This is a genomic window from Enterobacter sp. NFIX58 (assembly GCF_900110475.1).
GTDB classification, from domain to species: domain Bacteria; phylum Pseudomonadota; class Gammaproteobacteria; order Enterobacterales; family Enterobacteriaceae; genus Enterobacter; species Enterobacter quasiroggenkampii.
Genome location: NZ_FODW01000001.1, coordinates 619,041 through 644,005 on the forward strand (window position 1 = coordinate 619,041; position 24,965 = coordinate 644,005).

A 24,965-nucleotide genomic window follows, 5' to 3' on the forward strand; every position below is an offset into this window, starting at 1 on the left:
TCGGGACAATCGAATTGTTGTCATAATAGCCATGAGAAAAATGCATAGCTGAGGTGTTTCCATGTCGCGCCGTTCGCTCCCGCTTAATGCCATCGACGCATTTTTAGTCACCGCGCGTCACCTGAATCTGACCCATGCTGCCGCAGAACTTTGCCTGACGCAGGGGGCCGTGAGCCGCAAGATAGCCTCCCTCGAAGCGTGGTTTGGCTTTCCGCTTTTTGAACGCCACGCACGCGGCCTGCGCCTCTCTTCGCAAGGCAGCGCCCTGCTCCCGGAACTGCAGTCTGCTTTCGAACACTTGCTGACCGTGGCCGACCAGGCCCGCAGCCAGCAGACCGTGATCCGGCTCAAGGCGCCCACCTGTGCCATGCGCTGGCTGGTGCCGCGCCTGCTGGAGGTGGAGCGTGAGCAGCCGGATCTGCAGATCGCCCTGACCACCACCACCGATCACAACGTCAACTTCAAAACCGAATCTTACGACGCGGCCATCGTGTTCGGCACGCACATGAGCGCAGGCGACCTGCTGTTCGAAGAGGCGCTCACCCCGGTGATAAGCCCGGTGCGGACGGGTACAGCGCTGGGATCGCTGACGTTCCTGCACCCCACAAGGGATAAGACAGACTGGTCGCTGTGGCTGACGAAACAGGAAGGTCCGGGCTTTGCCATGCACAAAAATCAACACTTCGACACGATGGATCTCGCCATCACGGCCGCCATTCAGGGGCTGGGCGTGGCCATTGCCGACGAAACGCTGGTGGCCGAAGATGTCCGCGCGGGAAGACTGATGCGGCCTTATGAAACCAGCATAAAAACCGGCGCGAGCTACCGGCTGGTGCTGCGCGAAACGCCAGGCGAGGAAAATGGACTGGCGGCGTTTCGCGCCTGTTTGCTTAATCGAGGCTGACGTGGTGCTTCATTACCCGTTTGAAGAGGCTCATGCGGGCGCGCATAAAGCGGTTTTCAAGCCGGAATCCTGCATGTTTATTCACGCCAATGCGTAACAAAACATCCCGCCCTTTTCGGCATGCGGGCCAGTGCGTCGGCCCTGGCAGGATCTCACGAGGCCCTGCATCTCGCGCAAAGCTCACCCAGTAATCGGCCACGTGGGCAGCAAACTGTAAATCCCGTTCGTTGACATACTGGCGTGAAGGCTCCACCTGGCCGAGTGTATCGAAGACGTAGGGCACCTCATTGCCGTGCCAGGCGCCGTTGATATAGGTGGCATGTTCTGCTTCCGCGACATAGTCAAACCAGTAACGCCAGCACAGTCCGCCGACGCGCTGCTGCGCCTGCATCACGACATAGCCCATCGTGGTGAACGCCATGTCGCGGCATACCTGCCTGCCCAACTCCTCATCGCCCTTGACGCCCGGATAGAGCAGCTTAATCAGCCCCAGCCCGAAGCGTCGCTCCCGGCGGAGCTTCTGGATTTGCCCGGCGAGATCGATGCCAAACACCGCCATCACGCTGGCCTCATCGCTGTTCGACCCAATCATCACCGGTACGGGATGCTGGCGGGCAGCGAAAAAGACGTCCAGCATCGCTTCGGGCAGAACGCAGTCCCCGACGATGGGCGCCGGGGCGACGTTCAGCGGCGCGGTGAGCGGCCAGAACGCGTCCGGCGAAATGGCGCGCAGCTGCTCAGCAGTCGCCTTCTCCAGGCCAAAATGGGCGGCCAGCGCCTCCCCTTTTTGCAGCGCCTGTTCACGCGGCGTGTCCGGCAAGGTATACCCGCTTTGCACAATCGCCTTGTGGAACAAGTCAGCCGCCAGGGGCGATGCCAGCAGAGAGAGCACGCTGCGCGCACCGGCGGATTCGCCAAACAGGGTCACGTTAGCGGGGTCGCCACCAAATGCGGTGATATTGTCCCTAACCCATTCGAGGGCCGCGATCTGATCCAGCAGGGCAAAATTATGCACCACGCGATCTTCCTCGCCTTCCAGCGCGGGATGGGCGAAAAAGCCGAGATGGCCGAGACGATAGTTAATCGTCACCACAACCACCCCGCGTGTGGCCAGCGATTTGCCGTTATAAGGCGGCAGGCCGCCTGCGCCAATCGTAAACCCGCCCCCGTGCAGCCAGACCATAACCGGAAGCGCCCCGGCGCGCTCTTTGGGGGACCAGACGTTCAGATAAAGACAGTCTTCCGAGAACTGACCGGGATCGCCCCCGCCCAGCTCCTGACAATATTCGCTGCTTTGCCAGCTTGAGGCCGAAAAGGTAGTAGCCTGGCGAACGCCATCCCACGGCTCAGGGGGCCGCGGGGAGCGCCAGCGCCACTCGCCCACGGGCGGTGCGGCGTAGGGAATGCCGCACCAGACGTGGACATTTTCATCGGTTAAACCAGACAGTGCGCCCTGGCGCGTTTCAACCACAGGGGCGGAAGGATTTTGCATAACGACCTTATTTTTTCCATCACACCCCAGCAGAGTAACGATTTCAGAGCAAACCGCAACGCTGTTTGCTGCGGGTTTCAGCCTCCTGGTAGAGCGTGAACTCGTCATACACCGGGCAGCCCAGAGCGTCTTCAAACGCATCGCGGCTGGCGTTGCCGTGGCTACGGGCCTGGGTTTCATTCCCGAGATTGGACTGGAATATCCCGGCGGCGCTAACCGGGAGGAAATCTTCGTAGGTGATCGGCTGAGCGACCACCCATCCGCGCTCTATTAGCGGCTGCGGATCATCGCCCGGCCGGAACGCATGGCGATGCGCTTCACCCGCAGGCGTCAGACGGTAGCGGAAATACGCCAGATCCTGACGGCGCATTAGCAGTTCACTGTCCGGGAAGGCGCTAAAGATCTCCCGCAGATGCAGCTGATGCGTCAGGTTATCTTTGCCGGTACCGGCCTGGGAAAGCAGGCTATCGTACAGTTCACGCCCTTTCGGGGTCAGCGCCACGCCGCGCTGCTCAATCTCACCGAAGCGCGCAGTGTGGGTGCCCTTATGTTCCCCGGCAAACAGCACCGGCTCTTCCAGGGCTTTAAAGCTGGTTTGACGCAGCAGGACGGGCACCTCGCGACGCGGCGGCCCTTCAATCAAAATTTTCGGCTCGATACCGTACTTCGGCATCAGCTCCTGCACCCGGTCAATATCCAGCGTGCGCGGCGTGAGGTGGTTAATATGGCAGCCCGGGAAGCAGACCACATCGGCAATCAGGCGATGCTCGTTATGCAGCGCCTGATAGGTTTCCTGATCGACCGTCGCATGACGGTGCCAGCGGAAGGTTTCCAGCGCTTCCTGCACAAACTCGTGCGCCTGTTCGTCAGTAAACTGCCCCTCAGATTCATACAGATCGAGCAGCGCCAGGCAGCGCGGGGTAAAGATGTTTCGGTGAGAGAGGATTTCCGCCGCCCGTTCGCGCAGCGCGACGTTGTCAATCAGCTCAAGGCGCAGCAGCGACGTAAAGATACGGAACGGATTACGGCACAGCGCCGCATCATCGATCGGGCGAAACGCCGTTGAGTGGACCGGCACCCCCGCCTGGGAGAGATCGTAATAGCTGACCGGGTACATCCCCATAATGGCAAACATACGACGCAGGGTTGAAAGTTCATGTGCTGTGCCAACGCGGATCGCCCCGTGCCGCTCCACGTTCAGGCGCGCAAGCTCATCGGCGTTTGCCAGTTGTTCATGTAATAGTGGGTTATTTTCCAGCACCGCCAGGTTTACGTCCGCAACCAGTTCGAGCAAGGTGCCGTACTGCGGAACTTCCTGCTGGTACATCGCCGACATAGCCTGCGAAAAGTGTTCCCGAATGTCATCAGCCGTGATGGTGTTCGCCATGATGTCATGCCTCCAGTGAATATTACCTGGAGTGTAGAGAAACCCGTTCCTTCCGGGGGGAAGAATTTCTGATTTGTGATCTTAAGACGACAGTGGTCAAACCGTGTGCTACTGGTCCCTGAACAGGTCCGAACGAAACCGCCCTTTCGACCTGAACGTTTTTATCCAGGATTTTCCTTATAATTATTTAGGGTTCCGCTTGCTAGCTATAAAGGAGTATTTTTTGCTTTTTTTCTGACTGCAAATTAACCAATTTGAGTGCGCCATTATTTTTTCCTCACCTTTCAAATTTTTAGTTCGAAGTTAGGATTAATCCGAATGGCTGTTTACAAGTCCCTCCTGCCTATCCATATTTCCATTTTAAGCGAAGCGTAAATTTACAAATATTTAAAAATAACGCAGCCGCAAATAGCAAAACGCATTTGACGGATGACGCACAGCGACTAGAGTTATTACTCGAACGACGAGTGATACGGAATATTTTCGTATCGTACTGACATAACCAATATATGACTATGAGGTTTAATATGGCAGAGCATCGTGGTGGTTCCGGTAATTTCGCAGAAGACCGTGAAAAAGCATCAGAAGCTGGACGTAAAGGTGGCCAGCACAGCGGTGGTAATTTTAAAAACGATCCGCAACGCGCATCTGAAGCGGGTAAGAAAGGGGGACAGAACAGTCACGGCGGAGGCCGTAAGTCTGATAACTCCTGATCTTATTTAGTATTCTTTTAATAAAACCAGAGAGCATGCTGCGGGCTGAAAAGCTCGCAGTACCCTTTCTTTATTTTACCGGAGCGTAATTATTATGAATATGAAAAGTGTTGAGGATGTATTTATTCATCTTCTGTCGGATACCTACAGCGCGGAAAAGCAGCTTACCCGAGCGTTAAGTAAACTTGCCCGTGCCGCCTCCAGCGAGAAGCTGAGTGCCGCCTTTACCGCACACCTTGAAGAGACGCAAGGTCAGATTGAACGTATCGACCAGATCGTCGAGCAGGAAGACGGTATTAAGATCAAACGCATGAAGTGCGTGGCGATGGAAGGCTTAATTGAAGAAGCCAACGAAGTCATCGAAAGCACGGAAAAAAATGAAGTGCGTGATGCCGCGTTAATTGCTGCTGCACAAAAAGTTGAGCATTACGAAATAGCCAGCTACGGTACCCTTGCCACATTAGCAGAACAACTGGGCTATAAAAAAGCCGTTAAACTTCTTGCCGAAACGCTGGAAGAAGAAAAAGAGACCGACCTTAAACTCACCGACCTGGCCGTTGGAAATATTAACCAAAAAGCGCAGAAATGACGCAATAACACAGGTTAAATAAAATGAGCATCAGTCCCAGGACAATTAAACGGTGCCATTTAACGGCAGCTATAATATGGTTCATACTCGCTATCCCTTCCGTAATATGGTGGAAGAACAGCGTGCTATGGGTCATTATCATCAGTATCTATGCCAATATTGTCGGCCATTTATCTGGCTACAGTGCCGCACGTGCCGATCAGGCTGCTGAAAGTGAGACCAAATAAGCGAACCCCTAATGAGGATACAATGATGAATCACGTAGAACACTACCATGACTGGCTACGCGATGCCCATGCGATGGAAAAGCAAGCCGAATCTATGCTGGAATCCATGGCCAGCCGTATCGATAATTATCCTGATGTTCGCGCCAGAATTGAACAGCATATTAATGAGACAAAACGGCAAATCACATTGCTGGAGGAAATCCTCGACCGTAATGATATTTCTCGTTCGGTCTTAAAAGACTCGATGAGCAAAATGGCGGCGCTGGGGCAATCCATCGGCGGCATGTTCCCTTCAGACGAAATCGTGAAGGGCTCGATCAGCGGATATGTTTTCGAACAGTTTGAAATCGCCTGCTATACCTCCCTGCTGGCAGCGGCCAAAAAAGCCGGGGACACCGCTTCGATACCCGCTATTGAGACGATCCTCGCAGAAGAGCGCGAAATGGCCGACTGGCTGATTCGCCATATCCCGCAAACGACGGAACAGTTCCTGCTGCGCTCAGACGCATCGGGTGTCGAAGCGAAAAAATAATCCACAGGAGAGTGCCTATGTTTCGACACGTCAAACAGCTGCAATACACGGTTCGCGTCGCCGAACCGAATCCCGGCCTGGCCAACCTTTTACTGGAACAATTTGGCGGACCGCAGGGTGAACTGGCCGCCGCCTGCCGCTACTTTACGCAAGGGTTGAGCGATGACGATCCGGGCCGCAAGGATATGCTGATGGATATCGCGACCGAGGAATTAAGCCACCTCGAAATCATCGGTACCCTGGTCGGTATGCTGAATAAAGGGGCCAAGGGCGCGCTGGCGGAAGGGGTGGAAAATGAGGCCGAGCTGTATCGCTCCATGACCGAAAACGGCAATGACAGCCACATCACCTCCCTGCTCTACGGCGGCGGTACCCCGCTCACCAACTCGGCGGGCGTGCCCTGGACGGCGGCCTACGTCGACACCATCGGCGAGCCGACGGCGGACTTGCGCTCAAACGTGGCGGCAGAGGCCAGAGCGAAAATCATCTATGAACGGCTGATCAACGTGACTGACGATCCCGGCGTTAAGGACGCGCTGGCGTTTCTGATGACGCGTGAGGCGGCGCATCAGCTCTCCTTTGAGAAGGCGCTGCAGTCCATCCGTAATAATTTCCCGCCGGGAAAACTGCCGCCAATCGAGGAATTCACCAACAAGTACTACAATATGTCTGAAGGTGGAGAGGTTCGCGGAAGCTGGAACAGCGATAAACATTTCGATTACGTTGAGTCCCCCCAGCCTGCGGTGGATGGCGGCGATGGCAGTGCCAGCGTCACGCTCACAACCGAGCAGGCAACCCTGGTCAAGGCGATGTCTGCCCGCACGAAATCCGATCCACATTCCGACCCACTGACCGGTGCCGAGCTGGGTGCCGGTAAGACTAAACCGTAATCGGTTTGCCGGGCAGGCCTGAACTGCCCGGCAATTCGCGTGCCCCATCGTCTCAGAGGTACGGACCATGTTCGAACTCGATGCGTTTCATCTGGCCAGAATTCAGTTCGCTTTTACCGTCTCGTTCCACATCCTGTTTCCTGCAATCACCATCGGTCTCGCCAGCTACCTGGTGGTGCTGGAGGGCATGTGGCTGCGCACCAAAAACGACGTCTGGCGATCGTTGTACCACTTCTGGCTAAAGATATTTGCCGTTAACTTCGGCATGGGCGTCGTTTCCGGGCTGGTGATGGCGTACCAGTTTGGCACCAACTGGAGCGGGTTCTCCCAGTTCGCTGGCAGCATTACCGGCCCGCTTCTGACCTATGAGGTGTTGACCGCCTTCTTCCTGGAGGCCGGATTCCTCGGCGTCATGATGTTCGGCTGGAACAAGGTCGGCCCGGGGCTGCACTTCTTTTCGACCTGCATGGTGGCGCTCGGCACGCTGATGTCGACCTTCTGGATCCTTGCCTCCAACAGCTGGATGCACACGCCGCAGGGTTTCACTATCGAGAACGGCCAGGTGATCCCGCAGGACTGGCTGGCCATCGTCTTTAACCCCTCCTTCCCTTACCGTCTTATTCATATGGCTATCGCCGCGTTTCTGAGCAGCGCGCTGTTTGTCGGGGCATCGGGGGCATGGCATCTGCTGCGCGGTAACGATACGCCCGCCGTTCGCACCATGTTTTCGATGGCGATGTGGATGGCGCTGCTGGTCGCGCCCATTCAGGCGGTAGTGGGCGATATGCACGGCCTTAACACGCTTGAACATCAGCCGGCAAAAATTGCCGCCATTGAGGGCCACTGGGAAAATCCCCCCGGCGAGGCCACTCCGCTGCTGCTGTTTGGTCTGCCGGATATGGAGGAAGAGCGCACCAAATACGGCCTGGAGATCCCCGCGCTCGGCAGCCTGATCCTGACGCACAGTCTGGACAAGCAGGTCCCGGCGCTGAAAGACTTCCCGAAAGAGGATCGACCCAACTCGACCATCGTTTTCTGGTCGTTCCGCGTGATGGTCGGGATGGGACTGCTGATGATTACCCTTGGTCTGGTCAGCCTCTGGCTACGCTATCGCCATCGACTTTACCACTCGCGTCCGTTCCAGTGGTTTGCCCTCTGCATGGGGCCTGCCGGGCTGCTGGCGCTGCTTGCCGGCTGGGTGACAACCGAAGTGGGCCGTCAGCCGTGGGTCGTCTATGGCTACCTGCGCACCATCGACGCGGTATCGCTGCATAGTACCCTACAGATGAGCATCAGCCTGCTGGCGTTCTTCGTCGTCTACTCATCCGTGTTTGGGGTGGGCTATGTTTATCTCATCCGGCTGATTAAGAAAGGACCTCAGCCCGTCGATACGCTGACGTCAAACACCTCGGGCACGCCTGCCCGTCCGCTGTCTGCCGCTGAGTCTGTTCCGGAAGAGGAGAGAATCTGATGGGCGTCGATATCTCAGTGATTTGGTTTGCCATCATCGTGTTTGCCACGCTGATGTACATCATTATGGATGGCTTCGATCTGGGCATTGGCCTGCTGTTTAACTTCGTGGGCGATGCGAAAGAGCGCGATGTGATGGTCAACAGCGTAGCGCCCGTCTGGGACGGCAATGAGACCTGGCTGGTGCTCGGCGGTGCGGGGCTGTTCGGCGCGTTTCCGCTGGCCTACGCGGTCATTATAGATGCGCTGACGATCCCCCTCACCGCAATGCTGATTGGCCTTATTTTTCGCGGCGTCGCCTTTGAGTTCCGCTTCAAAGCCACACCCTCACACCGCCGGTTCTGGGACTACTCCTTTGCCGGCGGCTCCCTGCTCGCCACCTTTAGCCAGGGCGTGGTGGTGGGGGCGGTGATCAACGGCTTTGACGTGGAGGGCCGACGCTTTGTCGGCTCGGCGCTGGACTGGCTCACCCCCTTTAACCTTTTCTGCGGCATCGGTCTGGTCGTCGCCTACACGCTGCTGGGCACCACCTGGCTCATTATGAAAAGCGAAGGCGCGCTGCAACAACGCATGCGTGAGCTGACCCGCCACGTGCTGCTGGCGCTAATGGTGGTTATCGCGGTAGTCAGCGTCTGGACGCCGCTCGGCTGGCAGTACGTCGCCGACCGCTGGTTTACCCTGCCCAACTTCTTCTGGTTCCTGCCGGTTCCTCTGCTGGTCGGTATCTTCAGCGTGCTGATCTGGCGCCTGACCCGCAACCCGGACAGCCACGCGCGCCCTTTCCTGCTGACGCTGGGGCTGATCTTCCTCGGGTTTAGCGGGCTAGGCATCAGCCTCTGGCCAAATATTATTCCGCCGCGCATCACCCTGTGGGAGGCCGCAGCCCCGCCTGCCAGCCAGCTGTTTATGCTGGTTGGGACGTTACTGATTATTCCGGTGATCCTGGTGTACACCGCCTGGAGCTACTACGTTTTCCGAGGCAAGGTCTCGGATACTGAAGGCTATCACTGAGGAACGCTATGACGGACTGGCATACACGGGCCATTATTTACCAGATTGATACCGCACTCTTTTATGATTTGAACGGCGATGGCTGCGGGGACATCGCCGGGATAGCGGCCAAGCTGCGCTACATTCGCCGGATGGGGGCGACGGTTATCTGGATCACCCCGTTTTACCTCACGCCCTTTCTCGATGAAGGCTATGACGTCAGCGACCATCTCCAGGTGGACCCCCGCTTCGGAAAACTGGCCGATATTATTGCCCTTATCGAACAGGCCCGCGAGCTGGGCATGCAGGTCATTATTGAGCTGCTGATCCAGCACACCTCCGACGCGCACCCCTGGTTCCAGCAGGCCCGCCGTAACCCGGCGTCACCCTACCGGGATTACTACCTCTGGTCAGATACTGACGAGGACGATACGCCCCCGATGTTTCCCGGCGTGGAGGAGAGCATCTGGAGCTGGGACGACGAGGCGGGACAATACTACCGGCACATGTTCTATCGCCACGAACCGGACCTGAACCTGACCTCGCCCGCGGTGCTGAAAGAGATTGAGAACATCATCCTCTTCTGGCTCAAGCTGGGCGTATCGGGGTTCCGCCTGGATGCCGCCTCCCACCTGACCACGCAGGCGGGAAATGGTGATGAAAAAAAGGGTCTGTGGATCCTCGAGCATATGCGCCGTCTTATTGAGGAGCATAATCCGGAGGCGATCCTGCTGGGTGAAGTGGACGTCGAGGTGGAGGCCTATCAGGACTACTTTGGCAATAATGACCGCCTGAATCTGGTGCTCAATTTCTGGCTCAACAAGTATTTTTACGTCAGCCTGGCCCGCAAAAGCGCCCGTCCGCTGCGCAACGCGGTGAAGAAGATGATCGTCCCGCCGGATTCATGCTGTTTTGCCAACTGGCTGCGCAATCACGACGAGTTGGATCTGGAGGGCATCAGTCAGAAAGACAAACAGTTTGTCCTCGATACCTTCGCCCCTGACGACGAGATGAACGTCTATCAGCGCGGGATCCGTCGTCGCCTGGCCCCGATGCTCAACGGCGATCTGAAGCGGCTGGCGTTCTGCCACGCGGTACTCTTTTCCCTGCCTGGCGTTCCGGTGATGCGCTATGGCGATGAGATCGGCATGGGGGATGACCTCGATCTGGAGGAGCGCTACGCCGTCCGCACCCCCATGCAATGGGCGGGATCGCAAGGCGGCGGTTTTTCAGCGGCCGATCCGGGCAAATTTATTGCGCCGATTATCGACCACGGCCCTTATCGCTATCAGAAAATCAACGTCGCTGATTCGCTGCTCCACCGCAACTCGCTTCTGCACCGGATCATTGATATCGCCAATACCCGCTCGGAGTTCCCCGAAATCGCCGTTGCGCCCTTTCGGCTCCTCACGATCGATAGTGACGCGGTGCTGGGGATCTATTACGAGACCGAAGAACGCAGCATCCTGACCTTTGTTAACTTCAGCGACCAGCCGGTACGGTTCACCGTCAAGGGGATCCGCAACGCCACCTGGACCGCCTGTCTTGCGGACAAACGCTACGATGACGCGCTGGTTTGCGGTAAAACCGTCGAGCTCAGCCTTGGCGGCTACGGCTATCGCTGGTTCTGGACGCACCGCAGCGCGCTGCGCTGATTACGGTTTCCGGCGGGTGAGCAAACGCGTTAATACAATTCCCGCCACTGCCAGCCCCCCTAACGCTACTTTGCCCGGCATACCGGAGGTCACGGACGTCGCGCGAGTTTTCGCTTCGTCAGTGAAACGGCCATGGATTTTGTGCAGGTCGTTAACCGGCTGGTCGAGATAGTCCCGGCGGTCCGGCGCGTTCAGATCGTCCGTCATCTGACCTTCCCAGGCTTTCTTCACCATCAGCCGGTCCAGAAAACCCGGGAAGAGGAACTGCCCGACAATCGACTGGATGGTGCTGCTGCCTACCCACAGCTCACGCACCGGCTTTTGCGCCACCCTGAAGATGGCGCTGGCGGCAACTTCAGGCTCGAACACCGGCGGTACCGGCCGCATCGCCCACGCGAACTTGTTCCTTGCCCATTCAAACTGCGGCGTGTTAAGCCCCGGCATCTGCACCATCGAAAGCTGAACCCGGCTGTTCTCATGCATCAGCTCGGTACGTACCGCGTCGGTAAACCCGCGGATCGCCGCTTTGGCACCGCAGTAGGCGGACTGCAGGGGAATGGAACGGTAGGCCAGCGCGGACCCTACCTGGATAATCACCCCCCTGTCGCGCGGAACCATAAGCTCGAGCGCCGCGCGGGTACCGTTCACGTAGCCGAGGTACGTCACCTCAGTCACGCGACGAAACTCGTCCGGCGTAAGGGTGCGAAACGGCGCCAGCACAGCCCCCATGGCATTGTTAACCCAGACATCAATCGCGCCGAGGCGATACTCAATGTCGTTAGCCGCGTCCACCACCGCCTGACTGTCGGCGACGTCAGCCTGCACGGCGTGTGCATTCACGCCGAAGCGGCGCAGCTCCTCCTGGGTGGAGTGCAGGCTTGCCTCATCGCGGGCGATGAGGCCGACATCGTAACCTGCTTTTGCAAAGCGCAGCGCCGTGGCTTTTCCCACGCCCGCCGTCCCACCGGTAATCACTATGACAGCCATAGAACCTCCACGTGAAATCAACCGTTATGCCCGTCCGACAATGCTGTCACCAGCTCGGCCAGCGAAAAATGCACCGCTTTTTCCACCACGTCCTGACAGTCGCCGGAGAAAAGTACGGTGCGGGTTTGCGTCTCGCCCTGGATGTTCCACGCAAAGCAGACCGTCCCCGCCGCCGTGCCATCGTCGCCCCCTTCCGGGCCAGCATAGCCGCTGATGGCGATACTGATATCCGCCTGGGCGATGTCGCGGATGCTGGCGGCCATCTCGGTCACCGTCTGCTCACTGACGGCGGTATAGCGCGCGAGCGTCTCAGGACGAACGCCGAGGATCCGCGCTTTGGCTTCGTCGCTGAATACGACCAGGCCAACATCATAAAAATCGGCCGTGTTCTCTTCGGCGCAAAGTGCTACCGAGAGCTTTCCGCCGGTGCAGGATTCCGCCGTGGTTAAGCGAAGCCCGAGATCGGTTAATTTGCTCGCCAGTTTTTTCGTCAGTTCACCCACGGTATAATTATTGTCGTGAAAAAGATTGCTCATCTTTTCGCCTCTTATTTCTCGAAAGGAATGATTGAAATATGTCCATTGCGCTCAAGTATGGCATATTTAATTTGGCTTATTTCGGTAATGCCATTATTTTGACGTGCTGACACCAGAATATCATCGCAAGAGACATCGACCTTTTTGAGTTTATCCGCCAGGGGTACGCCGTTTTCCACCAGAATCACGGGAGTACCGTCAAGAATATTCTCCACCGGGGAAAAATACTTCTTCATAAGGCCAAAAATAATGTCCACTACCACCAGGGTGGTAATCGTAATCATCGCACCGGTGACGGAAAAATCTTGTCCGAGAAGCGCCTGCTGAGTAGCTTCACTAATTATCAGGAGCAGAATGAGATCGAAGCTGGTCATCTGCAGCAGCGCACGCCGCCCGGCCACTTTAAATACCACCACGAGGAACAGATAAATCGCCAGCGCACGAAAGACCATATCCATATCAGCCTCCTAGGGGTAAATAAATTGCCAGAGGGTTATCTCCGGCTCGTTGTTTACACGAACGGTCGTGTTCCATTTACCGGCTCTCGAAGGCGTGGTGAAGAGTAACACCGCGAAGCGGTCTGACTTTTTCAGGTTGTTATAGACAAAATAGAGGGTCTTGCCACGGCTGAACATGCTGTCCGGCTGCGGCCAGACGCTGCCAGGCTCGTAAACATCGCTGCTCTCGCTGGCCATGCTGAGAACATACTTTCCCTCTGTTCGCACCGGGAACGCCAGCGCCATTCGCGTCTCCGTCTCCCGGCGGCCAAACCGTTCATAGCTTATGGTCAGTGATTTAGCGGAATTGGTTTTAACCGTATCGCTGACCCACCCGCTTGAAAACAGACCGGCAATGGCTGCGATGATAATAGCCAGCAGAACAATAAAACCCACCTGACGAAACGCGTATTCAAACGTCAGCAAGCGATAACTCTCATCTATCCCGGGCAACTTTTCATTTTCACGCTTCATGGTCATCGTCACCGTTTCGCTTATTATCCGATAAGTTTGATTTTTCACGCGAATGTTTTTAGGACTTATCACATTTGCCACATAAAGAAATAGCAACAATACTTAATAAGTCAAGACACCCAAAATGAAGGATATCCGATGAAATTATCGCTTATTTCCGCTTTTATGATATTTCTGGTTCCGGCCGCCTTCGCAGATAATAACGGCGGGTTACAAAAAGGTGAAGCTCCGCCGCCACCTCATGCGCTGGATAGCGGATATCGCGGAACCGATGATGCGCGTATTATGACCATCGATCAGGCAAAACAACTGCACGACGGTGCGACCATTTCATTACGCGGTAATCTTATTGACGGTAGCGGCGATAAGTTTGTATTTCAGGATAAAACCGGAAAAATTGACGTTATTATTCCCCAGGCAGTCTTCGACGGCAGAACGGTAAAACCCGATCAGATGATCAGTATCAACGGTTCACTTGATAAAAAATCATCCCCTGCCGTCGTCCGTGTTGATCGTTTGCAGAAATAATTCAGCGAAGCGTTAACGCTGCAGTTATCCATCAAATCTCACCCCTTGGCTTAAGGAGTCAGCTATGAGTGATACTAAACAACGTACGAACGCTTACCCGCAGCCCCCGTTCCCGGAACAGCCACAAACGCCACCGGGACTGGCATCCGAAATGCAGCCCGTACCCGACCACGGGGAAACCAGCTATAAAGGGCACGGCCGCCTGGCGGGCAAAAAAGCGCTGATCACCGGCGGTGACTCGGGTATCGGTCGCGCTGTAGCCATCGCCTATGCCCGCGAAGGCGCGGACGTGGCCATTAACTATCTGCCTGAAGAGGAAAAAGACGCCGCTGAGGTTATCGACCTGATCAAAGCCGAAGGGCGGAATGCCGTCGCGCTACCGGGGGACGTCCGGGACGAAACCTTCTGCCAGAACCTGGTCGAAGAAGCCGTCTCGAAGCTGGGCGGGCTGGATATTCTGATCAACAACGCCGGTCGCCAGCAGTTCCGTGAATCGCTTGAAGAGCTGACCACCGAAGATTTTGACGCGACGTTTAAAACTAACGTGTACGCGCCTTTCTGGATCACGAAGGCGGCTCTGCGCCACCTGAAAGCCTCGTCCGTGATCATTAATACCTCCTCCGTCCAGGCGGTGAAGCCCAGCCCGGTGCTGCTGGACTACGCTCAGACGAAAGCCTGTCTGGCGGTATTTACCAAATCCTTAGCCAAGCAGCTGGGTCCGAAAGGCATTCGCGTCAACGCGGTCGCTCCCGGGCCTTACTGGACGGTGCTTCAGTCCAGCGGCGGCCAGCCGATGGAAAAAGTGAAGGAGTTTGGCGGAGATACGCCGCTGGGACGTCCGGGTCAGCCCGTCGAGATTGCCCCGCTGTACGTCACGCTGGCCTCGGATGAATGTTCATTTACGTCCGGCCAGGTGTGGTGTTCTGACGGCGGTGACGGGGTAATCTAACCGCATAACCCTTTCCCCTCAGCAATGAGCAATAAATGAACAAGGATGTTCGCTCTTATTCCCCTGCCGAAAAACATGTTGTAACTCAAACAGATCAAATGTTAAAAATATTTTGCTATCAGGTTATCAAAATTAAACAACTTAACTTGTCACCCGCATCGCTCTGTTTTTAACATCGCCTATGGAAAAAAATGGTCTGTTCAGTCAGCGCATACGCTTGCGCCATTTGCATACATTTGTGGCCGTCGCTCAACAGGGAACGCTGGGGCGTGCGGCTGAAACTCTTAACCTGAGCCAGCCTGCGCTCTCGAAAACCCTCAACGAGCTGGAACAGCTGACCGGCGCCCGTCTTTTTGACCGCGGTCGGCTGGGCGCGCAGCTTACCATCGTGGGCGAACAGTTCCTGACGCACGCCGTTAAGGTGCTGGATGCGCTCAATACCGCAGGCCAGTCCCTGCATCGAAAAGAAGAGCACAGCAGCGAGGTCGTCCGCGTCGGGGCCCTGCCTACCGCCGCGCTCGGCATTCTTCCGCCGGTGATTGGTCAGTTCCACAAGCAGCAACGGCATACCACGATCCAGGTTGCCACCATGAATAACACCATGCTGCTCGCGGGGCTGAAATCGGGCGAACTGGATATCGGTATCGGCCGCATGTCCGATCCTGAACTGATGGGGGGTCTCAATTACGAACTGCTGTTCCTGGAATCCCTGAAGCTGGTGGTTCGTCCCGATCACCCTCTGCTGCAGGACACGGTGACGTTAAGCCGCGTGATGGAGTGGCCGGTGGTGGTGTGTCCGAAAGGGACCGTCCCACGTCAGACCGCCGAAACCTTGCTGCAAATGCAGGGGTGTACGCTGCCATCAGGGTGCATCGAAACGCTCTCAGCCTCGCTTTCACGCCAGCTCACCCTCGACTATGACTACGTCTGGTTCGTTCCCTCTGGCGCGGTAAAAGATGATTTGCGCCAGGGCACGCTGACCGCTCTCCCGGTAACGGCCCCCGGCGCTGGTGAACCTATTGGTATTTTGACCCGGGTAGATACCCCGCTTTCCACAGGCGCGCAGACGCTGCTGAGCGCCATCCGCAAATCAATGCCGGTTTAAAACCTTTTCGACCCTCCCCCTAACCCTCTCCCCTCAGGGGCGAGGGGGCTGTCCTGTGCGTTAATCAAATAATGCGGAATAAATCATTAACAATTGCGTAAAACAATTTAACAGTTTTATCATAGCGGCGAATTCACCAAATGGTTCGCTAATTATTTGACAGAAACGAATTCACCGGCATTAACCATCAATCCCACCGCATTTATTACCCAACTGGTACATACCCGACACGGCGGCGGGATCTAAAGGAGAGAGAAATGGCATTTGGCAGCGCGCCACGTGGAATACCGCGTATTCTGCAGTGGCTTCTTGCCGGACTGATGATGCTCATCGGTCTGGCGGTCGGCGGGTTGGGCTTTAAGCTCGCCACCGTAGGCGGGAGTAGTTACTTCCTGATAATGGGCGTGGCAATGGTGATTGCCGCGATCCTGATTTTCCTCAACCGCACCAGCGGGATCCTGCTTTACGGCATCGCGTTTATTGCCTCGCTGTTCTGGGCGGTAAGCGATGCGGGCTGGGATTTCTGGCCGCTCTTCTCCCGCCTGTTTACCTTTGCCGTGCTGGCGTTCCTGTGCGCCATCGTCTGGCCCTTCCTGCGTGCGGCAAACCACACTGCACCAAACAAAGCCCCCGCTTTTGGCGTCGCGGCGCTGCTCGCGGTGGCCATGCTGGTCAGCCTCGGCTGGATGTTTAAGCCGCAAACCCTTGTGGCAGCGAACGAGCCCGTTCCGGTGAAACCCGTTGCACCCGGCGAGCAGCAAAAGAACTGGGAACACTGGGGCAACACCACCCACGGCGACCGTTTCGCCGCGCTGGACCAGATTAACAAGCAAAACGTCAGCTCGCTGAAAGTCGCGTGGGTTGCGCACACCGGCGATATTCCGCAGAGCAACGGCTCGGGTGCGGAAGATCAGAACACCCCTCTGCAGATTGGCGACACGCTGTATGTCTGTACGCCGTACAGTAAAGTGCTGGCGCTGGACGTGGATTCCGGTAAAGAAAAATGGCGTTATGATTCGAAAGCGACCGCGCCGAACTGGCAGCGCTGCCGCGGTCTGGGCTACTTTGAAGATCATGCAAACGTGACGGCGTCACAGACCGGAACATCGCCAGCGGCATGCCCTCGCCGCCTGTTCCTGCCCACCACCGATGCCCGTCTGATTGCCATTAACGCGGATAATGGCAAGGTCTGCGACGACTTTGGCGACCACGGCACCGTGGATCTGAGCGTCGGCATGGGTGAGATCAAGCCCGGATATTATCAACAGACCTCCACGCCGCTGGTGGCCGGGAACGTTGTTGTCGTCGGCGGTCGCGTCGCGGATAACTACTCGACCGGTGAACCGCCGGGCGTGGTGCGCGCCTACGACGTTCACACCGGTAAACTGGCCTGGGCGTGGGATCCGGGTAATCCGAACCTGACCGGCCTGCCGCCGGAAGGCCAGACCTACACCCGCGGTACGCCGAACGTCTGGTCAGCGATGTCTTACGACGCCAAACTGAACCTGATCTACCTGCCAACCGGCAACGCCACGCCAGACTTCTGGGCGGGCGAGCGTACCGCGCTGGACGATAAGTACAGTTCCTCCATCGTCGCCGTCGACGCGGCCACCGGCCAGGTCCGCTGGCATTTCCAGACCACCCACCACGACCTGTGGGACTTCGACCTGCCTTCCCAGCCGCTGCTGTACGACCTGCCTGACGGTAAGGGCGGCACCACGCCGGTGCTGGTGCAGACCAGCAAGCAGGGCATGATCTTCATGCTTAACCGCGAAACCGGCAAGCCGGTGGCGAAGGTAGAGGAACGCCCTGTCCCGGCGGGTAACGTTGAAGGTGAACGCTACTCCCCAACCCAGCCGTACTCCGTTGGCATGCCGATGATTGGCAACCAGACGCTGACCGAGTCCGACATGTGGGGCGCCACACCTGTTGACCTGCTGCTGTGCCGCATTCAGTTTAAAGAGATGCGTCATCAGGGCGTCTTCACCCCGCCTGGTCTCGACCGTTCCCTGCAGTTTCCTGGCTCACTCGGCGGGATGAACTGGGGCAGCGTCTCCGTTGACCCGAACAACAGCCTGATGTTCGTCAACGATATGCGTCTGGGTCTGGCGAACTATATGGTGCCGCGCGCGAACGTGGCGAAAAATGCCAGCGGCATCGAGATGGGGATTGTTCCAATGGACGGCACGCCGTTCGGCGCGATGCGTGAACGCTTCCTGTCACCGCTGGGCATTCCGTGCCAGAAGCCGCCGTTTGGCACCATGTCAGCCGTTGACCTGAAAACCGGCAAGCTGGTGTGGCAGGTTCCTGTCGGCACGGTGGAAGATACCGGCCCGCTGGGCATTCGCATGCACATGCCAATCCCAATCGGTATGCCGACCCTGGGCGCGTCGCTCTCTACCCAGTCCGGTCTGCTGTTCTTTGCCGGTACCCAGGATTTCTACCTGCGCGCGTTTGATACCGCCACCGGGAAAGAGATCTGGAAAGATCGCCTGCCGGTTGGCAGCCAGTCCGGCCCGATGACCTACGTGTCGCCGAAAACCGGTAAGCAGTACATCATCATTAACGCCGGTGGCGCCCGCCAGTCGCCGGACCGTGGTGATTACGTTATCGCGTACGCGTTACCTGATAAGCAGTAACAGATGAAAAAAGGGACCTTTCGGTCCCTTTTTTTTGCCCGGTGGCGCTACGCTTACCGGGCCTACAGTTATACGTAGGTCGGGTAAGGCGAAGCCGCCACCCGACGCAACACGCCACTCAGAACGTCTCCCAGTTATCCCCGGAAACCGTCGCCGCCGGGCGTAACGGTACGTTCTGCGCCACCGGCGCAGCCGTCACCACGCGGCCCTGCTTTGCGCTGTTCAACCGAAACGCGCCAACCGCCTCGGTCAGACGCGCGCCCTGTTCTTCCAGAGACGCCGCCGCCGCGGAGGCTTCTTCCACCAGCGAGGCGTTCTGCTGGGTCACTTTATCCATCTCAGAAATCGCCTGGCTCACCTGCACAATACCGCGGCTCTGCTCATCGGACGCCGCGGCGATCTCCAGCATGATGTCGGTAACGCGTTTCACCGCGTCGACAATCTCATTCATGGTGTTACCGGCGGCAACAACCTCGCCGGAGCCCTGGTCGATCAGCGATACCGATTCGTTGATCAGGCTTTCGATCTCTTTTGCGGCATTCGCACTGCGGCTTGCCAGAGTGCGCACTTCACTTGCCACCACGGCAAATCCGCGCCCTTGTTCACCCGCACGGGCCGCTTCTACCGCCGCGTTAAGCGCCAGGATATTGGTCTGGAAGGCAATGCTGTTAATCACGGCGGTGATTTCAGAGATCTTCTTCGAGCTGCTGGAGATATTGCCCATGGTTTTCACCACGCCGGAGACCATCTGGCCGCCGCGGGTGGCTTTGCCGGAAGCATCTTCCGCCAGCTTGCTGGCATGATGGGCGTTATCGGCGTTCTGCTTCACCGTCGCGGTCAGCTGTTCCATGCTTGCGGCGGTTTGCTCGATGGCGGCAGCCTGCTGCTCGGTGCGGGAAGAGAGATCGGTGTTACCGGCAGAAATTTCGCTGGTGCCACGGTAGATTTCCTCCGCCCCCTGACGCACGGTGCCGACCGTTTTTTCAAGCGAGTGCTGCATGGTTTGCAGATCGCGCGTCAGGCGACCAATTTCGCTGCGCCCCGCCACGTCGTCCGGCATCGTCAGGTCGCCCTTAGCGATATTCTCGATACGTTTCGCTGCCCGCTGCAGCGGATTGATTACCGTGCGGCGCAGCACGACAAAGGTCATCGCCGTCAGCACCAGCGCCAGCGCAAACGCGCCCACCATAAACATCAGGCCCAGCTGCGTGCGGCTGTGCGCCTGCGCCGTGAGCGCATTGGCGCGGTCGGTACGGATCTTAATCGCCTTCAGCAGTACGGCGTTATAAGCGTCATCCAGCGGACGTGCCGTTTCGTTTTCGTGATTGATGATCGCTTCGAACATGCCGTTTTTGGCGAATTTCACCATCGGCTGCATGCCAGCAATATAGGCGTCGTAACGCGCCTTGAGATCCGCGTCCAGCGCTGCGCCCTCGGCGGTGCGCACGGCACGATTCATGTAGGCGGTAAAGCTCTCCTGGGACTGCTTAATGCGTGTTTCCGCCTCGCTGATGTTCTGCTTCATGGCGTCCATCTCCGCGATACGGCTTGCCGCACCGGCGTGGATCAGATTGATACGCGCGGTTCGCAGATGGTTTGAGCTGTTCGACAGCCCCATACGCACCTGAATTTCAGCTGTGACATCCTGCTGATCGTTATCGGCCTGCAGCAGGAAATAACCCGCAAGACCCGAGCTCAAGGCAAACAGAAGAATAATGCCACCGAGAATGGAGGAAAACAGCGGAACCAGCCTGATGTGATGCAAGAAGCTCAGCTTGCGCTGCGCCAGCATCGAAGTAGTGTTGTCCATGACCGTCGACTCTCTTGTAGGTAAGATGCGTAAAAACACGCCTGTTAAATAGTCATCGGCACGGCACAGATTAAGATTACGGCTAAAAACGCCGCACTGGTCACACTTTAGAGAAGATTATTAAAGAAACGCCAGCGGCTAAAAACCGCTGGCAGAAGAGTTACTTGTCGCCGAAATGGATAACGGTACGGATGGATTTTCCTTCGTGCATCAGATCAAACGCCTCGTTGATCTGCTCCAGCGGTAAGCGATGGGTAATGAACGGATCGAGCTGAATCTTGCCGACCATGGCATCTTCAACCATACCCGGAAGCTGGGTACGCCCCTTCACGCCGCCAAACGCGGAACCGCGCCATACGCGCCCGGTGACCAGTTGGAATGGACGGGTTTTAATCTCCTGACCCGCACCGGCCACGCCAATGATGATGCTCTCGCCCCAGCCTTTGTGGCAGCACTCCAGTGCGGAACGCATCACGTTCACGTTGCCGATACACTCAAAGCTGAAGTCCACGCCGCCGTCGGTCATCTCAACGATGACGTCCTGAATCGGCTTCTCGTGATCTTTCGGGTTTACGAAATCGGTCGCGCCCATTTCACCCGCCAGCCTGAATTTCTCCGGGTTAGTGTCGACCGCGATGATACGACCGGCCTTCGCCTGCACCGCGCCCTGAATCACCGCCAGACCAATGCCGCCGAGACCGAACACCGCCACGGTATCGCCCTCTTTGACTTTTGCCGTGTTATGCACCGCGCCAATACCGGTGGTCACGCCGCAGCCCAGCAGGCAGACTTTGTCCAGCGGCGCCTGCGGGTTCACCTTCGCCAGCGAGATCTCCGCGCAAACGGTGTATTCGCTGAAGGTGCTGGTGCCCATGTAGTGATAAACCGGCTCGCCGTTGTAAGAGAAACGGGTCGTCCCGTCCGGCATCAGCCCTTTCCCCTGGGTGGCTCGAACCGCCTGGCAGAGGTTAGTTTTGCCGGATTTACAGAACTTGCATTCACCGCATTCCGCGGTGTACAGCGGGATCACGTGATCGCCCGGCTTCAGGCTGGTCACGCCTTCGCCCACTTCCACTACAATCCCGCCGCCTTCATGACCGAGCACTGCCGGGAAGACGCCCTCCGGGTCATCGCCCGAGAGCGTAAACGCATCGGTATGGCACACGCCGGTATGGGTGATTTTGATCAGCACTTCGCCTTTCTTCGGCGGTGCCACGTCAATTTCAACGATTTTGAGCGGCTGGCCGGGGCCAAATGCAACTGCAGCGCGAGATTTCATATGCCTTCCCTTTTTTGTCAGGTATGTGGATTTATTTTAGATAAGAGCGCAGTAAATGGCCGACTTCCGCCATGCGTACGGCTCGCTGATCCGGCGTGGTGTCCCCCGCTACCAGCTCATCTTTGAGGTGAATTTCAACCATTTCGCCCATCAGGCCATTGGCAGCCCCGCGCACGGCGGCAATTTGCTGCAGGATGGCCAGGCAGGGGTCGCCCGACTCCAGCGCGCGTTCAAGGGCATCAACCTGACCCCGAATGCGACGGACGCGGGTAAGAATACGTTTTTTATCTTCGGGTGAATGCGGCATACGCCCTCCTGATACTATAGGGGGGTATGGTACCTATTTTGTTACCGCTGTGTAAACCTAAAGATTAAAGGGTTGAGGTTTTGTACAAAACTCGGGGGAGGCATTGAACACGCCAGATAACGAAGCAAAATAAAAAAGCGTAAAGTCTCATCCTGATAAGCCGATAAAAATAGGGACTTTTTTAATATAGGGATATTACATGCGTAAACTCATCTCCTCCATTGGGCTCATAGCAGGTATGGCTGTAGCCACACCCGCGGTGCACGCCAGCACGTTGACACAAACGTTGACCCGCTGCGACTCAACCTTTTTCAACGAGATTTATCATCAGCGAGCCAAACTCAGCCGCGTAGCCCCCTTAACGCTCAACAAGCATTCGCAGGCCTGGTTCAAAGCCCCTGAAGACGGCAATCGCACCATCTGGTTTGCCCAACCCCTGCATGAATTAAATCTGACGGTGTCGGGATATTACCTGCAAACCAGCAATCTCGATGAAATCAATTACGGTAAGTACTATTACTGGGGACTCATTTTCAAAGAGTCGCAAGAAGAAGTGATGTCCAGACTTGATCATTTATCCTGGAAAAAGGCGGGAGATGATTATGTTTCTCAGACAATGATTAAAATCAACCCAAACAGTGAGTGGGAAGACAACGCGCAGGCGGTGACAGGTATTGCTCCGGCAAAAGAAAGTACCGAAAAGCTGTTAATGCTCAGCAAAAGCAAAGACGGGACATTATTGCTCTGTACCGTTCAGGGAAATGTAACGCCTGACATGCTGACGACATTACGGCCTGATTTATCCGCAGGGGATGCGAAATGAAAAAGCTAACATGGCTGGTATTACTTATGCTGACAGGTTGTACCGGGACAAGTAAACCCCAGCCCCAGTCTACCCCCAAGCCACCGGCAGGCGTCATAAAAATCCTTGAAGATAAAAGAATTGCTTCGTATATCGATTTTCGGGTGATTTCAACTTATCAGGGTAACGATCACTTACGCCGCTTTTATTTCATCAATAACTACGCCGAGCAGACACTCATTATAAAAAATCCTCCCGTCTACATAGCGAGCTCACGGGCAATCGACGTGATTAACTGCGACAAAAACCAGCGTGCCGTTATGGCGCGAACCTATTTTTCGAAACCGTTCGCGGAAGGCGATGTCGTACATGTGACACAGGATGTGGGACAATGGGAAAGTTACCCGAAAGACTCTCTTTTTGGGATAATAGCGGAAAGCATGTGCAGTATTCCCGTTGAAAAACTCAAGCCAGAGCCAGCGAAAGATAATCGAAAACCGTTACTGGATGAATAAAATCTTCAGGACCTAAGCTTCTATGGACAGACTCGCTCTGCTCTATATTAAAGCGCGGGCTGGGCTGTCCGCTAACAAATAGCCTACCGTCCCCTGACAGCCTGCGCCAGCGTTTGCAGTTCCTCCTTCAGCCAGCGGGTCGCGCCCCGCTGGCCGCTGCGTTTATGCGAGTAAATTTTCACTTCAAACGTGCGTATCGGAAACGGTAGCGCAAAAATCCTGAGATCCGCTGTCTTAATCAGCTTCTCCGCGGCATAGCGGGGGATCGCCATCAGCAGGTCACTTTCCGCTACGATAAACGGTGCGCTTAGCATCGACGGCGTTTTGATCGCGATTTGTCGGGTAAAGCCCAATTGTTCAAGCCGCACGTCCAGAACGCCCTGCTTCTCATTCCACGGCGTAACCACCAGGTGCCGGGCCGCGAGATAATCCTCCAGCGTCAGCCGGGTCCGGCTTGCGTTGCTGATGACCACATACTCATCTTCAAACCAGCCGATCTCTTCCAGTTCCGGATGACGGATATCCTCCGGCGTGCTGAAGCCCAGCGCCAGATCCACTTCGCCCGCCAGCAGTTCCGTCAAAGCCGGGCTGTGCGGCAGATAGCGCAATTCAAAGCGTAAACCTGGGGCTGTAAGCTGCAGCCTGTGCATCAGAGCCGGAAAGATGCAAAGTGCGGTAAAGTCCGTTATCGCAATCTGCAAGCTCTCCGTACTGCTGGCTGCATCAAACTCCGGCTGCGGGGTCAGCTCATGATTCAGGAACGACAGTGCAGAAGCAATCGAAGGCGCAAGCTGAGAGGCATACACGCTGGGGGACATGCGGTGCCCTTCACGAAAAAACAGCGGGTCATTCAGGGTGGCGCGCAGGCGCGACAACGCATGGCTGAGCGCGGATGTGCTCATCGCCAGCTCGTCAGCGGCCAGCCGAACGGAACGGTGGCGGTATATCGCGTCGAAAACGGGCAGTAGGTTTAAATCAAGCCGTCTCAGTATCGGATGCATAATATTCATCATATGTTGATTTCATTGCACTTAATTCTTCGGACAATACGCCGTATGCTTAATGCCATCAATCAGGACACACGCTAAAAAGCAGGAAAAACAATGAGCATCACCCTTCGTCAGGCCCGTCCCGAAGATGCGGCGGCCATTTACGCCATGATTTACGAGCTGGCAGTGTATGAAAAAGCCCCGGAAGAAGTGGTTACCACGCCGGAGGAGATCCGGGAAACGCTCTTTGGCGCAGGTACTAAAACCGAGGCATTGATCGCGGAGTGTGAAGGCAAGATCGCCGGCTATGCCGTGTTCTTCACCAGCTATTCGACCTGGCTCGGACGCAACGGGATTTATATGGAAGACCTTTACGTTTCCCCAGATTATCGCGGCCTGGGGGCGGGAAAAGCACTGCTGAAACATATCGCCCAGCTCGCCGTACAACGGCAGTGCGGTCGCCTTGAATGGAGCGTGCTGGACTGGAACCAGCCCGCCATCGATTTTTATCTGAGCATTGGCGCGCTGCCGCAGTCCGAATGGGTGCGCTACCGTCTTGACGGAGAAGCGTTGCTCAAATTTGCCGAATAGCGGCACGCGCTACCCGAGAAGATCCCGCCCCGCGGGATCGCGCTTTCCTGCGTCGATCCCGTCTCAACAGTTTCTAAATTTATGCTACCCTTCCATAAATTTCATAAA

The 24,965-nt window shown here is 56.5% G+C and carries 26 protein-coding genes; 16 read left to right on the plus strand and 10 right to left on the minus strand.

Annotation, left to right across the window (positions count from 1 at the left end):
* Positions 1–61: 61 nt before the first annotated feature.
* The gene (locus tag BMW97_RS03025) at positions 62–904 is read left to right on the plus strand and encodes a LysR family transcriptional regulator (protein WP_045910511.1); all 843 of its coding nucleotides are present in this window, start codon (positions 62–64) and stop codon (positions 902–904) included.
* Here BMW97_RS03025 and BMW97_RS03030 read toward each other — a convergent pair.
* Together BMW97_RS03030 and BMW97_RS03035 are read right to left on the minus strand one after the other, a co-directional pair.
* Positions 891–2,396 (minus strand): carboxylesterase/lipase family protein, encoded by a 1,506-nt coding sequence (locus tag BMW97_RS03030; protein ID WP_045910510.1) that lies wholly within the window; start codon positions 2,394–2,396, stop codon positions 891–893. The genes BMW97_RS03025 and BMW97_RS03030 overlap by 14 nt on opposite strands.
* Before the next feature lie 43 nt (positions 2,397–2,439).
* Positions 2,440–3,783 carry a 2-oxoadipate dioxygenase/decarboxylase HglS gene (locus BMW97_RS03035; RefSeq protein WP_045910509.1) on the minus strand — a complete coding sequence of 448 codons (1,344 nt, stop codon included), beginning with the start codon at positions 3,781–3,783 and terminating at the stop codon, positions 2,440–2,442.
* Between the two features lie 527 nt (positions 3,784–4,310).
* Here BMW97_RS03035 and BMW97_RS03040 point away from each other — a divergent pair.
* From BMW97_RS03040 to BMW97_RS03075, 8 genes are all read left to right on the plus strand, one after another.
* The gene (locus BMW97_RS03040) at positions 4,311–4,496 is read left to right on the plus strand and encodes a con-10 family general stress protein (RefSeq protein ID WP_004150795.1); all 186 of its coding nucleotides are present in this window, start codon (positions 4,311–4,313) and stop codon (positions 4,494–4,496) included.
* Positions 4,497–4,590: 94 nt separating this feature from the next.
* Positions 4,591–5,085: a YciE/YciF ferroxidase family protein gene (locus tag BMW97_RS03045; RefSeq protein ID WP_023311678.1), complete on the plus strand. Its 495-nt coding sequence runs from the start codon at positions 4,591–4,593 to the stop codon at positions 5,083–5,085.
* 23 nt (positions 5,086–5,108) lie between these two features.
* Complete coding sequence (locus BMW97_RS03050; RefSeq protein ID WP_013096662.1) at positions 5,109–5,312, plus strand: hypothetical protein; 204 nt, start codon at positions 5,109–5,111, stop codon at positions 5,310–5,312.
* Between the two features lie 25 nt (positions 5,313–5,337).
* Positions 5,338–5,844, plus strand: coding sequence for a ferritin-like domain-containing protein (locus tag BMW97_RS03055; protein WP_014883791.1), 507 nt, complete (start codon positions 5,338–5,340; stop codon positions 5,842–5,844).
* 17 nt (positions 5,845–5,861) lie between these two features.
* Positions 5,862–6,734 (plus strand): manganese catalase family protein, encoded by an 873-nt coding sequence (locus BMW97_RS03060; protein WP_008502274.1) that lies wholly within the window; start codon positions 5,862–5,864, stop codon positions 6,732–6,734.
* Between the two features lie 67 nt (positions 6,735–6,801).
* Positions 6,802–8,205 carry a cytochrome ubiquinol oxidase subunit I gene (locus BMW97_RS03065; protein WP_045910508.1) on the plus strand — a complete coding sequence of 468 codons (1,404 nt, stop codon included), beginning with the start codon at positions 6,802–6,804 and terminating at the stop codon, positions 8,203–8,205.
* Positions 8,205–9,215, plus strand: coding sequence for a cytochrome d ubiquinol oxidase subunit II (gene cydB, locus BMW97_RS03070; RefSeq protein WP_045910507.1), 1,011 nt, complete (start codon positions 8,205–8,207; stop codon positions 9,213–9,215). Before BMW97_RS03065 ends, cydB begins: the two co-directional genes overlap by 1 nt.
* Positions 9,216–9,223: 8 nt before the next feature.
* Positions 9,224–10,849 carry an alpha-amylase family protein gene (locus BMW97_RS03075; protein WP_045910506.1) on the plus strand — a complete coding sequence of 542 codons (1,626 nt, stop codon included), beginning with the start codon at positions 9,224–9,226 and terminating at the stop codon, positions 10,847–10,849.
* Here BMW97_RS03075 and BMW97_RS03080 read toward each other — a convergent pair whose 3' ends face one another.
* From BMW97_RS03080 to BMW97_RS03095, 4 genes are read right to left on the minus strand one after another with little or no spacing between them, the layout of a single operon-like run.
* Positions 10,850–11,836, minus strand: a complete 987-nt coding sequence (locus BMW97_RS03080) for an SDR family oxidoreductase (RefSeq protein WP_045910505.1) — start codon at positions 11,834–11,836, stop codon at positions 10,850–10,852. It abuts the gene before it with no gap.
* Positions 11,837–11,853: 17 nt separating this feature from the next.
* Positions 11,854–12,372, minus strand: a complete 519-nt coding sequence (locus BMW97_RS03085; protein ID WP_045910504.1) for a 2-oxo-tetronate isomerase — start codon at positions 12,370–12,372, stop codon at positions 11,854–11,856.
* 11 nt (positions 12,373–12,383) lie between these two features.
* Positions 12,384–12,830, minus strand: a complete 447-nt coding sequence (locus BMW97_RS03090) for a DUF421 domain-containing protein (RefSeq protein ID WP_008502280.1) — start codon at positions 12,828–12,830, stop codon at positions 12,384–12,386.
* Positions 12,831–12,839: 9 nt separating this feature from the next.
* Positions 12,840–13,343, minus strand: coding sequence for a hypothetical protein (locus BMW97_RS03095; RefSeq protein ID WP_045910626.1), 504 nt, complete (start codon positions 13,341–13,343; stop codon positions 12,840–12,842).
* A 138-nt stretch (positions 13,344–13,481) separates the two neighbouring features.
* On the opposite strand from BMW97_RS03095, the gene BMW97_RS03100 reads away from it, so the two are divergent.
* From BMW97_RS03100 to BMW97_RS03115, 4 genes are all read left to right on the plus strand, one after another.
* Positions 13,482–13,871 carry a YdeI family stress tolerance OB fold protein gene (locus tag BMW97_RS03100; protein ID WP_045910503.1) on the plus strand — a complete coding sequence of 130 codons (390 nt, stop codon included), beginning with the start codon at positions 13,482–13,484 and terminating at the stop codon, positions 13,869–13,871.
* 64 nt (positions 13,872–13,935) lie between these two features.
* Positions 13,936–14,820 (plus strand): SDR family oxidoreductase, encoded by an 885-nt coding sequence (locus tag BMW97_RS03105; protein WP_045910502.1) that lies wholly within the window; start codon positions 13,936–13,938, stop codon positions 14,818–14,820.
* A 181-nt stretch (positions 14,821–15,001) separates the two neighbouring features.
* Complete coding sequence (locus tag BMW97_RS03110; protein ID WP_045910501.1) at positions 15,002–15,925, plus strand: LysR substrate-binding domain-containing protein; 924 nt, start codon at positions 15,002–15,004, stop codon at positions 15,923–15,925.
* 257 nt (positions 15,926–16,182) lie between these two features.
* Positions 16,183–18,564, plus strand: coding sequence for a glucose/quinate/shikimate family membrane-bound PQQ-dependent dehydrogenase (locus BMW97_RS03115; protein ID WP_045910500.1), 2,382 nt, complete (start codon positions 16,183–16,185; stop codon positions 18,562–18,564).
* A gap of 118 nt (positions 18,565–18,682) precedes the next feature.
* Here BMW97_RS03115 and BMW97_RS03120 read toward each other — a convergent pair whose 3' ends face one another.
* The 3 genes from BMW97_RS03120 to BMW97_RS03130 form a co-directional block, all read right to left on the minus strand.
* Entirely contained in the window at positions 18,683–20,374 is a 1,692-nt protein-coding gene (locus BMW97_RS03120) for a methyl-accepting chemotaxis protein (protein ID WP_045910499.1), read from the minus strand.
* Between the two features lie 160 nt (positions 20,375–20,534).
* Positions 20,535–21,653 (minus strand): S-(hydroxymethyl)glutathione dehydrogenase/class III alcohol dehydrogenase, encoded by a 1,119-nt coding sequence (locus BMW97_RS03125; RefSeq protein ID WP_021242543.1) that lies wholly within the window; start codon positions 21,651–21,653, stop codon positions 20,535–20,537.
* Positions 21,654–21,684: 31 nt separating this feature from the next.
* Positions 21,685–21,960, minus strand: coding sequence for a metal/formaldehyde-sensitive transcriptional repressor (locus tag BMW97_RS03130; RefSeq protein WP_008502288.1), 276 nt, complete (start codon positions 21,958–21,960; stop codon positions 21,685–21,687).
* Positions 21,961–22,159: 199 nt separating this feature from the next.
* Between BMW97_RS03130 and BMW97_RS03135 the strand changes: the two genes are divergently transcribed.
* Together BMW97_RS03135 and BMW97_RS03140 are read left to right on the plus strand one after the other, a co-directional pair.
* The gene (locus tag BMW97_RS03135) at positions 22,160–22,783 is read left to right on the plus strand and encodes a hypothetical protein (RefSeq protein WP_032651840.1); all 624 of its coding nucleotides are present in this window, start codon (positions 22,160–22,162) and stop codon (positions 22,781–22,783) included.
* On the plus strand, positions 22,780–23,277 hold the full coding sequence (locus tag BMW97_RS03140) for a surface-adhesin E family protein (RefSeq protein WP_025911200.1): 498 nt from the start codon (positions 22,780–22,782) through the stop codon (positions 23,275–23,277). The genes BMW97_RS03135 and BMW97_RS03140 overlap by 4 nt, the downstream gene beginning before the upstream one ends.
* 83 nt (positions 23,278–23,360) lie before the next feature.
* Here BMW97_RS03140 and BMW97_RS03145 read toward each other — a convergent pair whose 3' ends face one another.
* Positions 23,361–24,290 (minus strand): LysR family transcriptional regulator, encoded by a 930-nt coding sequence (locus BMW97_RS03145; protein WP_045910498.1) that lies wholly within the window; start codon positions 24,288–24,290, stop codon positions 23,361–23,363.
* 90 nt (positions 24,291–24,380) lie between these two features.
* On the opposite strand from BMW97_RS03145, the gene BMW97_RS03150 reads away from it, so the two are divergent.
* Complete coding sequence (locus BMW97_RS03150; RefSeq protein WP_045910497.1) at positions 24,381–24,857, plus strand: GNAT family N-acetyltransferase; 477 nt, start codon at positions 24,381–24,383, stop codon at positions 24,855–24,857.
* Positions 24,858–24,965 lie beyond the last annotated feature (108 nt).